Source organism: Terrabacter terrigena (assembly GCF_042676085.1).
Taxonomy (GTDB): Bacteria; Actinomycetota; Actinomycetes; order Actinomycetales; family Dermatophilaceae; genus Terrabacter; species Terrabacter terrigena.
Genome location: NZ_JBHTKH010000006.1, coordinates 204,583 through 219,435, shown reverse-complemented (window position 1 = coordinate 219,435; position 14,853 = coordinate 204,583). Strand labels below are relative to the sequence as shown.

The 14,853-nt window shown below is 71.5% G+C and carries 17 protein-coding genes; 5 read left to right on the top strand and 12 right to left on the bottom strand.

The features are described from left to right. Window positions 1–58: 58 nt before the first annotated feature. From ACFQ2V_RS11525 to fabG, 3 genes are all read right to left on the bottom strand, one after another. A complete protein-coding gene (locus tag ACFQ2V_RS11525; protein ID WP_386052834.1) occupies window positions 59–2,308 on the bottom strand; it encodes a tetratricopeptide repeat protein in 2,250 nt (749 codons plus the stop codon). Window positions 2,309–2,380: 72 nt separating this feature from the next. Beyond that, window positions 2,381–3,142: an enoyl-ACP reductase FabI gene (gene fabI / locus ACFQ2V_RS11520; protein WP_386052833.1), complete on the bottom strand. Its 762-nt coding sequence runs from the start codon at window positions 3,140–3,142 to the stop codon at window positions 2,381–2,383. 80 nt (window positions 3,143–3,222) lie between these two features. Further along, window positions 3,223–3,972: a 3-oxoacyl-[acyl-carrier-protein] reductase gene (gene fabG / locus ACFQ2V_RS11515; protein ID WP_449343044.1), complete on the bottom strand. Its 750-nt coding sequence runs from the start codon at window positions 3,970–3,972 to the stop codon at window positions 3,223–3,225. 103 nt (window positions 3,973–4,075) lie between these two features. Between fabG and ACFQ2V_RS11510 the strand changes: the two genes are divergently transcribed. Together ACFQ2V_RS11510 and ACFQ2V_RS11505 are read left to right on the top strand one after the other, a co-directional pair. Next, complete coding sequence (locus ACFQ2V_RS11510) at window positions 4,076–4,366, top strand: DUF3099 domain-containing protein (protein ID WP_386052831.1); 291 nt, start codon at window positions 4,076–4,078, stop codon at window positions 4,364–4,366. Continuing rightward, entirely contained in the window at window positions 4,363–4,605 is a 243-nt protein-coding gene (locus ACFQ2V_RS11505) for a hypothetical protein (RefSeq protein WP_386052830.1), read from the top strand. Before ACFQ2V_RS11510 ends, ACFQ2V_RS11505 begins: the two co-directional genes overlap by 4 nt. A 44-nt stretch (window positions 4,606–4,649) precedes the next feature. On the opposite strand, the gene moaA is transcribed toward ACFQ2V_RS11505, so the two are convergent. From moaA to ACFQ2V_RS11475, 6 genes are all read right to left on the bottom strand, one after another. Beyond that, entirely contained in the window at window positions 4,650–5,672 is a 1,023-nt protein-coding gene (moaA, locus tag ACFQ2V_RS11500) for a GTP 3',8-cyclase MoaA (protein WP_386052829.1), read from the bottom strand. A 105-nt stretch (window positions 5,673–5,777) separates the two neighbouring features. Then, on the bottom strand, window positions 5,778–6,419 hold the full coding sequence (locus ACFQ2V_RS11495) for a hemerythrin domain-containing protein (RefSeq protein WP_386052828.1): 642 nt from the start codon (window positions 6,417–6,419) through the stop codon (window positions 5,778–5,780). Between the two features lie 70 nt (window positions 6,420–6,489). Beyond that, on the bottom strand, window positions 6,490–7,203 hold the full coding sequence (locus ACFQ2V_RS11490; protein WP_386052827.1) for a DUF72 domain-containing protein: 714 nt from the start codon (window positions 7,201–7,203) through the stop codon (window positions 6,490–6,492). Window positions 7,204–7,214: 11 nt separating this feature from the next. Then, complete coding sequence (locus ACFQ2V_RS11485; protein ID WP_386052826.1) at window positions 7,215–7,877, bottom strand: HAD family hydrolase; 663 nt, start codon at window positions 7,875–7,877, stop codon at window positions 7,215–7,217. A gap of 170 nt (window positions 7,878–8,047) precedes the next feature. Continuing rightward, window positions 8,048–8,266: a hypothetical protein gene (locus ACFQ2V_RS11480; protein ID WP_386052825.1), complete on the bottom strand. Its 219-nt coding sequence runs from the start codon at window positions 8,264–8,266 to the stop codon at window positions 8,048–8,050. A gap of 69 nt (window positions 8,267–8,335) precedes the next feature. Next, window positions 8,336–8,596 carry a hypothetical protein gene (locus ACFQ2V_RS11475; protein WP_386052824.1) on the bottom strand — a complete coding sequence of 87 codons (261 nt, stop codon included), beginning with the start codon at window positions 8,594–8,596 and terminating at the stop codon, window positions 8,336–8,338. Here ACFQ2V_RS11475 and ACFQ2V_RS11470 point away from each other — a divergent pair. The 3 genes from ACFQ2V_RS11470 (at window position 8,595) to ACFQ2V_RS11460 (ending at window position 11,669) form a co-directional block, all read left to right on the top strand. Continuing rightward, window positions 8,595–9,005 carry a nitroreductase family deazaflavin-dependent oxidoreductase gene (locus ACFQ2V_RS11470; RefSeq protein WP_386052823.1) on the top strand — a complete coding sequence of 137 codons (411 nt, stop codon included), beginning with the start codon at window positions 8,595–8,597 and terminating at the stop codon, window positions 9,003–9,005. The two genes, ACFQ2V_RS11475 and ACFQ2V_RS11470, sit on opposite strands and share 2 nt — an antisense overlap. A gap of 809 nt (window positions 9,006–9,814) precedes the next feature. Further along, the gene (locus ACFQ2V_RS11465; protein WP_386052822.1) at window positions 9,815–10,918 is read left to right on the top strand and encodes an SURF1 family cytochrome oxidase biogenesis protein; all 1,104 of its coding nucleotides are present in this window, start codon (window positions 9,815–9,817) and stop codon (window positions 10,916–10,918) included. Between the two features lie 232 nt (window positions 10,919–11,150). Then, the gene (locus tag ACFQ2V_RS11460; RefSeq protein WP_386052821.1) at window positions 11,151–11,669 is read left to right on the top strand and encodes a hypothetical protein; all 519 of its coding nucleotides are present in this window, start codon (window positions 11,151–11,153) and stop codon (window positions 11,667–11,669) included. An 85-nt stretch (window positions 11,670–11,754) separates the two neighbouring features. Here ACFQ2V_RS11460 and ACFQ2V_RS11455 read toward each other — a convergent pair whose 3' ends face one another. The 3 genes from ACFQ2V_RS11455 to ACFQ2V_RS11445 all read right to left on the bottom strand — a co-directional run bounded on the left by ACFQ2V_RS11455 (window position 11,755) and on the right by ACFQ2V_RS11445 (window position 14,782). Then, window positions 11,755–13,674, bottom strand: a complete 1,920-nt coding sequence (locus ACFQ2V_RS11455) for an ABC transporter ATP-binding protein (RefSeq protein WP_386052889.1) — start codon at window positions 13,672–13,674, stop codon at window positions 11,755–11,757. A 108-nt stretch (window positions 13,675–13,782) separates the two neighbouring features. Then, window positions 13,783–14,556: an enoyl-CoA hydratase/isomerase family protein gene (locus ACFQ2V_RS11450; RefSeq protein ID WP_386052820.1), complete on the bottom strand. Its 774-nt coding sequence runs from the start codon at window positions 14,554–14,556 to the stop codon at window positions 13,783–13,785. 25 nt (window positions 14,557–14,581) lie between these two features. Further along, on the bottom strand, window positions 14,582–14,782 hold the full coding sequence (locus ACFQ2V_RS11445) for a hypothetical protein (protein WP_386052819.1): 201 nt from the start codon (window positions 14,780–14,782) through the stop codon (window positions 14,582–14,584). Window positions 14,783–14,853: the final 71 nt, after the last annotated feature.

The following is a 14,853-nucleotide window of genomic DNA, read 5'->3' as shown; positions in this document are numbered from 1 at the left end:
GTACGCCGCCCCGACCGTTCGCGCGCCCGCCGGGCGCCACCGGGTGCGCTGGGACCGGTCAGTCGGAGGCGGGGGCGAGCTCGTCGGCGTACGCGCGCAGCGCCCGGCGGTAGCTCTGGGTGTCGACGTCGGTCGTGGCCTCGAGCGTGGCCCGGATGAGGTCGGCGACGGCCTGGCGCTCCTGACCCAGGTCGGCCTGGACCAGCGCCCGCAGCATGAGCGCGGCCGTGTTGTGCGGTCGCGCCTCGAGCACCCCGGTGACGAGGGCCTGAGCCTCCGCAGCCCGGCCCACCACCCGCAGGCTCGACGCGAGCTGCAGCTGCGCCCGGTGACGGTGCGGCTCGCGCAGTCCGCCGGCGAGGGCCTGCTCGTAGAGGCCGATCGCACCCTGCTCGTCGCCCATGGAGTCCTTGGCGCCGGCGAGCTCGAAGACGAGGCGTGGGTCGCCGGGGTGGGTGTCGACGAGGTCCTGGGCGGCGGTGACCCGGGCCGACTCGTCGTCGATGTCCCACAGGGCAGCGATCTCGGCCTCGAGCTCGTGCTCACCGCGTGCGGCCACGACCTTGCGCCGGATCGTGCGGGCGTCGTCGACCTTGCCCCCGTGGTCACGGATCCAACGGTCGACCTCGGTGCGCTCGGCGTGGCACATCAGGGCGATGACGTCGCCGTCGAGCGCGTGCGGCACCAGGGCCTCGAACGCCGCCAGCTCGGTGCCGTAGTCGGGCACGTCGAGCACTCCGACCTTGGCAAGACCGTCGCGGAAGAGCCCGAGCAGCTCGTCGGGCTGGCGGCCGCGGAGGTAGGGGCGCGCGATCTTGAGGACGACCTCCTCCGCGCCGTGGCCGGCGATCTCGCCCATCGCCGTGATCGCCTCATCGGCCCGGTCGCCCGCGCAACCCAGCCCGAGGCGTACGGCCCCGCCCGGTGCTGCGAGACCGCGCGCGACGTCGAGGAGGGCCTCGAGACCCGCTTCGTTGTGGGCCATGTCCATGATCACGGTCGCCTTGCCACCCTGCTGCAGCGGCAGTGAGTACGTGTTGAGGCGACCCCAGTTGTGCTCGGGGTCGGGGGCGAAGGAGCGCAGGCCCTCGACGACCGCGGAGCGCGGCACGCCGAGCCCGAGCGCGGCAGCGGCACCGGCCAAGGCGTTCGCGATGTTGTTCTGCGACAGCCCGCTGAGCGTCATCGGCACGTCGACGATCTTGACCAGCCGGTCGGGGTCACCGTTGGGCGACAGGACGACGATCTCGCCGTCGAGCACCGTGATGCCGCGGCCGCCGGCGTTGATCGACTCCCACAGCGCGGGCGATGCGGGGTCGAGGCTGAACGCCCACGGCTTGGCCTTGATGCCGTGGCGCATCGCCCAGACTCGGGGGTCGTCACCGTTCAGCACCACCCAGCCCTGAGGCTTGGTGACGGTGGTGACGATGGCCTTGACCTCGGCGAGCTGGTCGAGGGTGTCGATGCCCTGCAGGCCGAGGTGGTCGGCGCTGACGTTGGTGACGACGCTGACGTCGTTGGCGGTGACGCCCATGCCCTTGAGCAGCATGCCGCCGCGGGCGGTCTCGAGGATGCCGATGTCGAGGCCGGGGGTCTCGAGCACGCCGCGCGCACCGGCGGGTCCGGAGAAGTCGCCCTCCTCCTTCGTCTCGCCCATGACGACGACGCCGTCCGTCGAGCTCCACGCCGTCGTCAGGCCGGCCGTCATGCACATGTGCGCCATGAGGCGGGTCGTCGTCGTCTTGCCGTTCGTGCCGGTGACCGAGGCGACGGGCACCGTGGGCGTGATGACGCTCGGCCCCGGGCCGTCGGGGGCGTCCATGATGACGGCGGCGACCTCCTCGATGACGTCGTCGACGCGGCGCGAGGAGTCGAGCAGACCAGCCATGACGGCGCCGAACTGCTCGCCGGCGACCCGTCCGCGGGTGCGGTGCACCCACGGGAACGCGAGCACGACGTCCTCGACCGTCTGGCCGGCCCGCACGCGTACGCCGAGGCGCCCGGCCCCGATCTCGGTGCCGACACGGCGGGTCACGTTGCGGATCAGGCGCATGACGAAGCGCTGGCGCAGTGCCGTGCCGCGCTTGCCCGGCCTGGCCGAACGCATGCCGAGCCGGCGAGCCAGGGTCTCGGCCTCGGAGCGCTTGAGGTCGAGGTAGCCGGGCAGGTGCAGGATCACCTTGATGGCGGGCCTGGCGAAGTAGAGGTTGGGCCCGTCGAGGACCCGAACCTCGTCGACGCGGACCGGCGGCACCGCCTCCGGGTCGTTCGGCGTCAGGGTGCTGGACTCGGTCCCGGCGTGAGGCATGGGCAGGACTCTAGCGAGAGCCGGTGAGGCCCCGCCGGGTCACCACTCCGTCACGCCTGCGTCACCGCTCCCTCACTGCCCCATCGCGTGGACGCCGCCGTCGACGTGCAGGATCTCGCCGGTGGTCGCCGGGAACCAGTCGGAGAGCAGCGCGGCGCACGCCTTCGCGGCGGGCACCGGGTCGTTGACGTCCCAGCCCAGGGGTGCGCGCTCGTCCCAGACCTGCTCGAACTGCTCGAAGCCCGGGATCGACTTGGCTGCCGTCGTACGGATCGGTCCGGCCGCGACGAGGTTGCAGCGCACCGACTTCGGGCCGAGGTCGCGGGCGAGGTAGCGGTTGGTCGACTCGAAGGCGGCCTTCGCGACGCCCATCCAGTCGTAGACCGGCCAGGCGAACTTCGCGTCGAAGGTCAGGCCGACGACGCTCCCACCCTCGGGCATGAGGGGCAGGGCGGCGACCGCCAGGGCCTTGAGGCTGTATGCGGAGATCTGCAGCGCCGTGGAGACGTCCTCCCACGTGCCCTCGAGGAAGTTGAAGGCGCCCTGCGGAGCGAAGCCGATCGAGTGGAGCACGCCGTCGAGGCCGTCGACGTGCTCGCGCAGCCGGTCGGCCAACGTGTCGAGGTGCTCCTGGTCGGCGACGTCGAGCTCGATCACGACCGGCGTCTCAGGAAGCCGCCTGGCGATCGTCTGCGTGATCTTCATGGTGCGTCCGAAGGAGGTGAGGACGACGGTCGCACCCTCCTCCTGCGCCAGCTTGGCGACGTGGAACGCGATGGAGCTGTCCATGAGGACGCCGGTGATGAGGAGCTTCTTGCCTTCGAGGATTCCCATGCCTGCGACTTTCTCGAGTGGGTGGGACGCTTGGTGCACAACGACATCGACGGCATACGGCCGTATGCCGTCGGGTGGGGTCAGTGCCCCATGCCGAGGCCGCCGTCGACGGGGATGACGGCGCCCGTGATGTAGGCGGCGTCGTCGCTGGCGACGAAGCGCACGACGGACGCGACCTCCTCGGGCGTGGCGAAGCGGCCGGCGGGGATGTTGGAGAGGTACTGCTTCTTCTGGTCTTCGGGCAGCACTGCGGTCATCTCGGTGTCGATGAAGCCGGGCGCGACGACGTTGGCGGTGATGCCGCGGCCGCCGATCTCGCGGGAGATCGAGCGGGCCAGGCCGACCAGGCCCGCCTTGGAGGCGGCGTAGTTGGTCTGGCCCGGCGACCCGTAGAGGCCGACGACGCTGCTGATGAGGACGATGCGGCCCTTGCGCTTGCGGATCATGCCCGTCGCCGCGCGGCGCGCGCAGCGGAAGGCGCCGGCGAGGTTGGTGTCGATGACGGAGTCGAACTCCTCGTCGGTCATGCGCATGAGGAGGGTGTCGCGGGTGATGCCGGCGTTGGCGACGAGCACCTCGACCGGGCCGCCGAAGATCTCCTCGGCCGCCTTGAAGGCCGCGTCGACGGAGGCGGACTCGGTCACCTCGCACGTGACACCCTTGAGGCCCTCCGGCGGCTCGCCCGACCGGTGGGTGATGACGACGTCGTCGCCCGCCTCGGCAAAGGCCCGGGCGATCGCGAGGCCGATGCCGCGGTTCCCCCCGGTGACGAGCACGTTGCGCGCCGTGGTTGCCGTCTCCACCGTCGTTGACACAGTGCGTTCCTCCATCCGTCCGGCCGTGCCGGAGTCTCGGTCCTGCCCCGAAACCTAACGGACTACCGAAGGGTAGACAGCACGGTCCACCCGCGCCGGACGGGCTTATGGTGGAAGGGTGCCAAGAGCCCACCACGAACCCGTCGTGCACAGCGTCACGTCGGCGCCGACCTCCACCACCGACGACCAGGACAAGCGCATCAAGCGCTACCTGACGATGATGGGGATCCGAGTTGCGCTCTTCGGCCTGGTCTTCGTCACATCGGGCTGGCTGCGCTGGGCCGCGGTGATCGGTGCCGTCGTCATCCCCTACATCGCCGTGGTGATCGCGAACGCCGTCGCGCCGCGCCAGCCCGGCGACCTGCAGGCGGTCACGCCACAGGACGACACCCGGCGCATCGAGCAGTGAGCGACGCCGTGGCTGCGGCGCCCCCGTCTGGCACCGATCACGTCTGCAGCGCGAAGGCGTGCCGCGCGCCCGCTCGGCACGCGGTGGTCTGGAACAACCCCAAGCTGCACAAGCCCGAGCGCCGGAAGGTGTGGCTCGCGTGCGACGACCACGAGAAGTCGCTGGCCGACTTCGTGGCGCTGCGCGGTTTCCTCATCGAGGTGGTTCCCGTCGAGGCGCTCACCGACGCCGACGGGTAGTCGCCTCCGTCACCGCGCTCCGGCCCTCCTGACCGGCCCGTCTGTCAGCCGCCGATGGCGGACATGGGACGGTCTGGCTGCACGAATCCGGGGTCGCCGATGCCGTGGCCCTTGCGCTTGCGCCACATCTCGCCCCGCATGAGACCGAGCAGCTCGTCGTCGGTGGCCCCGTCGCGCATCGGACCGCGCAGGTCGGTCTCGGTCGTGGAGAAGAGGCAGTTGCGCACCTGCCCGTCGGCGGTGAGCCGCGTGCGGTCGCAGGCCGCGCAGAACGGTGACGAGACGCTGGCGATGATGCCGACGGTCTGGGGCCCGCCGTCGACGAGGAACCGCTCGGCCGGAGCACTCCCCCGGTCCGCTGCGGGTAGCGGCGTCAGCTCCCACCGCTCCGAGAGGCGCGCGTGGATCTCGCCGGCACTGATCATCGTGCTGCGGTCCCACGCGTGCTGGGCGTCGAGCGGCATCTGCTCGATGAACCGCAGCTCGTAGCCGCGCTCGAGGCACCACGCCAGCACGTCGGCGACCGAGTCGTCGTTGATGCCCCGCATGGCGACCGCGTTGACCTTGACCGGCGTGAGGCCGGCATCGGCCGCCGCCTCGAGGCCCGCCTCGACGTCGGCCAGCCGGTCACGGCGGGTGAGCTGGGTGAACGTCTCGGAGTCGATCGTGTCGAGGCTGACGTTGACGCGGTCGAGGCCGGCCTCCTTGAGCCCGGTCGCCACGCGCTCGAGGCCCACACCGTTGGTCGTCATCGCGATCTTCGGCCGGGGCTCGAGCGCAGCGATGCCGGCGACCAGCTCGACGAGGGACCGCCGGAGCAGCGGCTCTCCCCCGGTGAGGCGTACCTGGGTGACGCCGTCGCGCACGAAGAGACCGATGAGCCGCAGCATCTCCTCGTCGGTCAGCATCTCGGCCCTGGGCATCCACGGCAGGCCCTCGGCGGGCATGCAGTAGGTGCAGCGCAGGTTGCACCGGTCGGTCACCGACACGCGCAGGTCGCGTGCCACCCGGCCGAACTGGTCGGCCAGGCCTGCCGGTCGAACGCTCGGGTCGGGAAGGGCGGTCATGGTGTCCACTCTAAGCCGGGACCGCCGTGTCAGGACGCACTGCCTCAGTCGCCCGCGTCCTGGGGAGGCCCGAGAGGCCTCCGGCGGGATCTCGCAGCGGGACTCCTACCTGGTGGGCTGCCAGGCGGGCGCGACGTCGCGGTGGTAGGACCTGCCGGCGAGCCTGCTGAGCAGGAAGGTCACGGGGGCCGGGATGGTCGACCGGAAGTACGCACGCTCGGCGTCGGGCATCCCGTCCTGGACCCAGGCCATGAACCGGCCCGACTCGGCGAGGGACGGGGGTCGCAGCCGCTTCTCGACGGCCTTCCACTCCGGCGTCCCGAGGTGCGGCAGCATGAGCGGCTCGAGGTCGGCCTCCTCGTGGTGCAGGTGCCGCTCGACGACCTCGTTCGCTGCCGCGATGGCGTCCTGGGCGGCGTGCGCGTCGCGGGCAGAGCCGCTCGAGCCGTACGTGTCCATCGCCGTGCGCGCACCCGCGAGTGCGTCGGCCATGGCCTCGTGCTCGGTCTCCATGACCTCGACCAGCGCCGCGGCCCCTTCCAGTCTGGCCAGGAACGGGAAGACGTGCGTGTCCTCCCCCTCGTGGTGGTGCTTGAGCTGGTCGTGGAGGTTGGCGTAGGCGACCTGGAGCTGGCGCGCCCGGGCCCGGTCGCCGTCGGGCGCAGTGGCGAGGGCTGACTCGAGCCGAACGAGGTCGCGCCGCACGGCCGCGTGGATGACGCGGTTCATCGTCATGGGACCAGTCATGGTCGCGACGATAGCGATCTGGGCGTGACGCGAGGCCGGAATCGACGCAGTCGCCGTGGGCGTGCAGGCCTCAGTGCGAGAGCAGGGCGAGGAACCGCTCTGCGTCGCCTACACGCGGCAGGTTGTTGAACATGACGTACGGCGACGGCCGGCCGTCCACGAGGTCTCGCAGCCGGCGCAGCTCCTCATCGGTGTGGACGTGCCGGGAGCCGTTGGTGCCGTGCAGCCGGTAGTACGTCTGCTCGGGCGTCACCGTCTCGGTCTGCATCGGGTCGACGACGTGGACCAGGTCCAGCTCTGCACAGAGCTCCGTGAGCAGCTGTGGGGGCCAGTCACCCCGGGGCTCCCAGAGCAGGCGCCCGGCCGGCCGGTCCACCTCGGACAGGAAGCGGCGCAACCGTGCAACGTTGTCGGGCGTCGGTCGAAAGCTTCTCGGGCACTGGAGCAGCACGGCGGTGGCCCGGAGCAGTCGGGCGCACTCGAGGGTCCGCTGCCAGCCGGCCAGGACGGGAGGCGTCGCGCGAAACGCTCCGACCTGACCGCGGAAGCTGTCCGGCAGAGGCTGCTTCAGGCGGCGGTAGGTAGGGCTGTTGGACTCGTGTGTGACGACCTGCCACGCCTTGATCGTGAACTCGAAGCCGCTCGGCACCTGGGTGCGCCACCGCGTCAGCACTCCGTCCGCCGGAGGGTCGTAGAACGTGTGCTGCACCTCGACCACGGGGAAGCGGCGCACGTACGCGGCCTGGGAGACCGTCCACCCGCACAGCCCCACGCGAACGTCCACGTGAAAGGACCTCAGCGGCTGGCTCGAGCCAACGGGGTGCCGTCGAGGGCGTACCGAAAGGCGACCAGCGAGTCGAACACCTGCAGGACGCCGGCCTCCTGCAGCTCACCGACGGAGAAGCCTCCGGTGCGCACTCCCAGGGTCGGGATGCCGAGCTTGGCCGCGGCCTGCGCGTCGTAGATCGAGTCGCCGACCATGATGCCGCTGGCGCCTCCCACCTTGGCGAGCGCCGCGGACACGATGTCCGGCTCGGGCTTGCTGCTCTCCACGTCGTCGGAGGTCGTCCAGGCATCGGCGAGGGACTTGCCGTCGACCAGGTCGAGGAACGCCTCGACGTGCTGTTTCTTGCCGGAGCTGGCGAGCACCAGCCGGAAGCCCCGCTCCTTGACCTCGGCCAGCAGCTCGTGCGCGCCCTCGAAGGCCTGGACCTCGCCGATGAGCTCGTCGAACTCCTCCGCCCATGCTTCGCGCAGCGCGTCGCCGTGGGTCTCCTCGACGTCCCGACCACCGACCGCCGCGACGAACAGGTCCCCGCCCATCCCGATGCCGCGGTGGATACGCCACATCGGCCGGGTGATCTCGAAGCGGCGCAGGGCGCGGAACCATGCAAGTGCGTGCTGGTAGTTGGTGTCCACGAGAGTCCCGTCGACATCGAAGATCGCCGTGTCAGCCATGGCAGGTCCATACCCACCGGGATGCTGCGTCTGGACGCCGGTGAGACCGTCGGACCTCACGTTCGCGCGAGGGAAGCACCACCTGCGGCTCACATCGATTCTCGCTTCGACGCGCGACAGGGCGCCCGACGTATTGGCCTCCGCCGGCTTCTGAGTGCGTCGCCGACGGCTCAGCGGAGCCGGCGGACCACGAACGTCAGCACCGCAGCCAGGGCCACGGCCTGCGCCAGCCGCGCCGGACTGAACGGAGACAGACCGACGAACGCGGCCACCGACGTACCGACGCCCTCGATCGGCTTGCTGGCCGACGGCACCTCCTCGACGTACACGCCGGGAGTCAGGTAGTGGCCCTGCTCGCCACCACCCTTGCCCTTGCCCTTCTTGCCCATGGCGACCTCCTCACCCAGGATGCATCAGTCGGCGAACGCCGCGCCGCCGACCAGGCACGCCGACCACGGCTAGGTCCGCGTCCAGTCATAGAGCGCCGTGGCCAGCCTGTGCGCCATGTCGGCGCTGGCGATCAGCGCGCCGGCCAGCAGAGCCAGCGCGATGATGAGAGGCAGGTAGTAGGCGAACCGCCTCAACCGATAGCGGGCCACAACCCATTGAACCTCCCCACGCGCAGCGCCACCGAGAAACGGCCCGAGGTCGTCCACAGCGCTGCCGGGAGCGACGGCGGCGGTGTTGCCGGGAGGGTTCAGTCGAGAGGATCGCGCCATGGACAAGGACATCTCGCCCAGTGAGGAAACCCGGGCCGCGTTGCGCCACAGCCAGATCATCGATCTCACGACAACGGGCCGGCGGACCGGTCGTCCACGACGCATCGAGATCTTCCTGCACCACGACGACGACCAGCTGTTCATCACCGGGATGCCCCGGGCGGATCGAACACGCGACTGGATCCACAACATCGAGGCCGACCCCCGTGTCGTGGTTCACCTGAAGCAGTCGGTCGTCGCGGACGTGCCCGCCACCGCCCGGGTCGTCACCGACCCCGACGAGCGCCGTCCCTTCATCGAGGCCGCCGCCAGGCGCTGGCGTCGCACGGATGTGCCCGAGATGCTTCGGCACAGTCCGCTCATCGTCCTGACGGTGGACCACCCCGACGAGGACCAGGCGGGTCGGTGAACCGGTAGTACCGTCCGTGCGGCCACCGGGTTCACCGTCGGTGCCGTCCCGGCCACGGCTGCGGCATAGCGAGATGCAGCCGCCGACCTGCGCGACCTGACGGCCGATGTGCGCGAGTCGGCCCTGGGCGAGCGTGAACGCCTCCTGGATGCGCGGGCTGCCGAGCTCGCGGTCTCACCCGACCCGGCCGAGCGAGCGCAGCGGGCCGAGGCCAGGGCTGGTCGGGAGAGCGCGAGACACAGCCGTGACGACGCGCACACGGATCGCGACCGTGCCGCCGACGCTCGCGGCGAGGCAGCGGAGCGGCGGCTCGAGGCCGCCCCGACCACACGGCTGGCGTCGACGTTCGCAGCCATCGCCGAGACCCTCTACAGCGCGGACTCCTACGACGCCGTCCTCCTGCGGATCGCCCAGGCCGCGGTCGACACCGTTGCGGGGTGCGAGATGGCGAGCGTCACCCTCTGTGAGGGCGGCACCTACCGGACGGCCGCGACGACTGCGGCGGAGGCATCAGCAGTCGACAGGGCTCAGTACGACGCGGGCGAGGGCCCCTCCCTGGACGCCGTCGAGACTCCTGTCGTCTACGCCCGCACCTTTCGCGACGCACGCTGGCCGGCGCTCGGCTCCCGGCGGAGCTGGGAGCGCGGTCGGCCGCCTGCTGCCGTCTCGCGGCCGCGAGCCCTGAGCCGGCCGCAGACGCTGCAGCACGGTCAGGCACCACCGGATCCCTCAACAACTACGGCAGCAAGCCGGACGCGTTCAGCACGGAGGCACAGGAGATCGGCCTCATCCTCGCGGCACACGCCTCCATGGCAGCCGCGGTGGTCCACGAACGTGGCCATCTGAAGGACCAGGCACAGCAGCTGAGCCGGGCCCTGCTGTCGCGGGATGTCATCGGTCAGGCCAAGGGCATCCTCATGGAACGCCTCAAGCTCACGCCGGAGCAGGCCTTCGACGCCCTGCGACACTCGTCGAACCGCCTCGACGAGAAGCTCCAGACGGTGGCCCGCGCCCCTGGCCGAGACCGGCGAGTTCGACGCCACCCGGAACACCCGGCCCTAGCGAACCCGGCCGGTCTCCGGGCTCTTCCCGAGTCCGGGTACCGTCGATGCGTGCTTCGACTCTGGCTGACGCGGCGATGGCTGCTGGGGACGCTCGTCGCGGTCCTCTTCGGGGTCGCGTGCTTCTACCTGGGCCTCTGGCAGTGGCACCGTCACGTCGAGCAGCGCACGAAGGTCGACGCGATCGCGCGCAACTACGGCGCCGCGCCGGTGGCCTTCTCCCCCGCTCTCGTCGCCGCAGGCCTGCCGCAGGAGCGCCAGTGGACGCGGGTCACGCTCACCGGCACGTATGCCGCCGCCACCGACCTGCTCGTCCGCAACCGCACGCTCGACCAGACGGTGGGCTTCGAGGTGCTGACCCCGTTCCGGACGGACGGGACGACGATCCTCGTCGACCGGGGCTGGGTGCCCAACGCGCAGGACGCCGAGACGAGCCCCCGGGTCGACCCGCCCCCGACGGAGACAGTGGGGGTGACCGGCTGGCTGCGCACCGGCGAGGTGAGCCTTGGCCGGGACCTGCCACGCCCTCAGCTGGCGAGCGTCAACGTCGCCGACGCGCGAGCCCAGGTTCCCTCGCTGAGCGACGTCGACGCGTACGTCGTGCTCGGCAGCCAGGTGCCGGCGGCTCCCGCCGGAGACCACCCGGTACGCGTGCTCCCCCGTCCTGAGGAGGACCTCGGGCCGCACCAGGCGTACGCCTACCAGTGGTGGCTCTTCATGCCCGGCGGCCTGGTCTTCATCGTCTTCGCCGTCCGGCGGGAGTCGCGGGCTGCCACGGACGCGGCCGACCGGACGGGCACGTCACCGACCAAGCCGAAGAAGGTCCGCATCTGGGACGAGGAGGATGCCTGAGCGCCGTGGCCCCAGACACCCTCGACGGCGCCCGGGAAGTACGTGTGCTTCGCGTTCGGTGGCCGGCCCAGGTGGTCGTGCGACGTCGCCCCGAGAGCGAGCCGCGGTGCCACGCCCGTGACCGCAGGCGCGGGGAGGAGGATGTCCGCGTGAAGACCCTCAGCGGTGCACCCGAGCCTCCGCCCCTGCCATGACTGACCGGTCCCGACCCCAGCCCGGTGATCGTCTCCCGGTGCGTGCGACGCCGGGCGAGCGCGCGGCGGCCCTGCCGGGCGATGCGCTCGTGTCGGCCGACGTGGTCATGGACCGCGCCTTCACCCTGGCCGCACCTCCCGCACGCGTGTGGCCGTGGGTGGTGCAGCTCGGCAAGAACCGCGCGGGGTGGTACCTGCCGCGCTCCGTCGAGCACCTCGTCCCGCGAGCACGGCGCGCCCTGCGCCGCATCGAGCCGGAGCTCCAGCGACTCGGCGTCGGCGACGTCATCCCCGACTGGGGCGGGGCGGACGCGACGTTCACCGTGGCAGAGATCGAGCCGGGTTCGCACCTGCTCTTCACCTCGACGCGCGGCCGGATGCACCTCACCTGGTGCATCCGGCTGACGGCGGCTGCTGGAGATCGCACGCGGGTGCACCTGAGGCTGAGGCTCGGCCCGGTGAAGCACCGACGCGTCGCCCACACCCTCGGCGGGCTCGTCGACCTCGCGACCATCGCCGGCCTGGCCGCGGGTCTCGAGGAGCGCGTCTCCTCCTGAGCCGGCGCTGGCGCCCAGCGGCTGAGGCGAAGAACCCGCCGACGGCCGGTTCGGCCGGCAGCCCGTTCGGCCGCCGGTCACCAGGTCAGACGTGGTCCAGGGCGTCGCTGGAGCGGCGTGTGGCGCGCCCGTCACGGTCGGCGTGCTCGACGGCCCGCTCGTCGAACTGGGTGGCATGCAGGTCTGCGTAGAGGCCACCCGCCGCGAGCAGCTCGGCATGTCGGCCGGTCTCGACGACGCGTCCATGGTCGAGCACGACGATGAGGTCGGCCTGACGGATGGTCGACAGGCGGTGGGCGATGACGATGGAGGTGCGGCCCTCGAGGGCGGCGTCGAGGGCCCGCTGCACAGCCACCTCGGACTCGGAGTCGAGGTGCGCGGTCGCCTCGTCGAGGACCACGACGTCGGGGGCCTTGAGGAGCAGCCGGGCAATGGCGAGGCGCTGCTTCTCCCCCCCGCTGAGGCGGTGCCCGCGGTCGCCGACCACGGTGTCGAGGCCCTCGGGCAGCTCGGCGACGAGGTCGCTGATCTGGGCCGCACGCAGGGCTGAGTCGATCTCGTCGGAGGTCGCGTCGGGGCGGGCGTAGAGCAGGTTGGCCCGGATGGTGTCGTGGAAGAGGTGCGCCTCCTGGGTGACGACGCCGATGCGGTCGCGCAGGGACGACATCGTCACGCCGCTGAGGTCCTGGCCTCCCACGACGACCGACCCCCCGCTGGGGTCGTAGAGGCGGGAGACGAGGGAGGTCAGGGTGGTCTTGCCGGCCCCGGACGGGCCGACGAGGGCGACGAGGTGCCCGGCCGGTGCCGTCAGCGTGACGTCGTGGAGCACGACGCCGCTGCCCCGCCGGTCGCCCGACGCGACCGACTCGAGGGACGCGAGCGACACCTCGTCGGCGGAGGGGTAGCGGAACGAGACGTGGTCGAGCTCGACGGCGAGGGGGCCGGGTGGCAGGTCGACGGCGCCGGGGTGCTCCTTGACGAGCGGCTCGAGGTCGAGCACCTCGAAGACCCGCTCGAAGGAGATGAGCGCGGTCATGATGTCGACGCGCACGTTGGACAGTGACGTGAGCGGGCCGTAGAGGCGGGCGAGGAGCGCGGCGAGCGCGAGGAGCGTGCCCACGGAGAGGCTGCCGCTGACCGCCATGACGCCGCCGAAGCCGTAGACCATGGCGGTGGCGAGGGCGGCGACCGCCGTGAGGGCCGCCATGAAGACGGTGCGGTTGAGTGCGATCTGGATGCCGATGTCGCGGACGCGGCCGGCGCGCTCGGCGTACTCGGCCTCCTCGCGCGCCGGGTTGCCGAACAGCTTGACGAGCAGCGCACCGGCGACGTTGAACCGCTCGGTCATGCGGGTTCCCATGTCGGCGTTGAGCGTCATCTGCCGGTGGGCCAGGCCCGCGAGCCGCTTGCCCATGAGCTTGGCCGGCACGAGGAAGAGCGGGACGAGCAGCAGCGAGCCGAGAGTCAGCTGCCACGACAGGGCGAGCATGGCACCGACGACCAGGACGACCGAGACGATGTTGGACACCACGTTGGACAGCACCGACGTGAACGCCTGCTGGGCGCCGACGACGTCGTTGTTGAGCCGCGACACGAGCGAGCCGGTCTGGGCGCGCGTGAAGAACGCGATCGGCTGCCGGAGGACGTGGGCGAAGACCTGGGTGCGGAGGTCGTTGATCAGGCCCTCGCCGATGCGGGAGGAGAACCACCGCGACACCACCGTCAGCAGGGCGTCCAGCACGGCGATGCCGGCCACGAGGAGCGCGAGTCGCACCACGACGGAGGAGTCCTTGGGGATGACGCCGTCGTCGACGAGGCTCTTGATCAGGAGGGGCACGGTGACGACGAGCACCGAGTCGAGCACCACGACCGCGAGGAAGGCGCCGATCGCCTTCTTGTAGGGCGCGGCGTACGTCAGCACACGACGACGCGTGCCCGGCCGCAGTGACTGCTCGGCCACCGACGAGTCGCGCGACATCGACCTCATCGCCATCCACGGCTGCATGCCCACGCAACCACCTCCTGTCCTCCTCCGATCAAACCGCGAGGCGGTGACAGCGATTCCCGACCCAGGGCCCGAACCTCGGGCGCCGGGTCGCGGCCGGGCCGGGAGTCAGGCGCCGAAGCCGCCGAGCATCGCCTGCAGCAGCGCGGTCTGCGCGTCACGCTCGCGGCCGAGCTGGGTGCCGCGGTCGGCGTCGACGGCGCTGCGCAGCAGGGGCTTGAGGGCGCGCAGGGCCGGAGCCGGTGCGGCCAGGAGCGCCTCGACGAGCGACCCGGTGGTCTCGGTCAGGTCGGCGGCGGGGGCGAGCGACCCGACGAGCCCGATGCTGAGCGCCTCGGGCGCCGACACCTTGCGCCCGGTCGCGCAGATCTCGAGCGCGCGGGCGTAGCCGACGAGGTGCACGAGCGCTCCCGTGCCGCCAAGGTCGGGCACGAGACCAAGGCTCGTCTCGCGCATCGCGAACCATGCGTCGAGGGCCGCCACGCGCAGGTCGGCGGCGAGCGCGAGCTGGAAGCCTGCGCCGATCGCGTAGCCGTGCACCTCGGCCACGACGACCGCCGGGCACTCACCCCACGCCGTGAAGCCGTCCTGGTATGCCGCGATGCCTCGCTGGATCGCCTCGGGTCCCCCAGCGGCCAGCTGGGCCACGCTCTCCTCGCCGGGCACCCCTTGGGGCGTGAACATCGCGGTGTCGATGCCGGCGGAGAAGGCGTCGCCCGCGCCGCGGATGACCACGACGCGTACGTCCTCGGGAAGGGACCGCGCCTCCTCGGCGAGCGCGGACCACAGGGACGGGGTCTGCGCGTTGCGCTTCTCGGGGTGGTCGAGGGTGACGGTGCGGACGGGCCCGGCGGTCTCGACCCGGAGGTGGGGGTGCGTCATGGACGCAGGCTACCGACCGGTCACCTCACGCCGCTGCGGGTGCCGAGGACCCCACCGGCGACACGACCCGCATGATCCCCCACCCGCTCACCGACGCGGGCTGCACGACCTCCACCCGGAAGACGCGCGCACAGTCCAGGCACGACCAGGCGGCGGTCGGGTCGGGGAACGGCGTCACGTCGTCGCCCGCGCAGAACGGGCAGCTGAGGTGGTGGTCACTGGGCATGTCCGTCAGTGTGGCGAGCCGGCCCGCCAGATACAATAACCATCCATCATGTTATCCAAAACGTCTGCTTA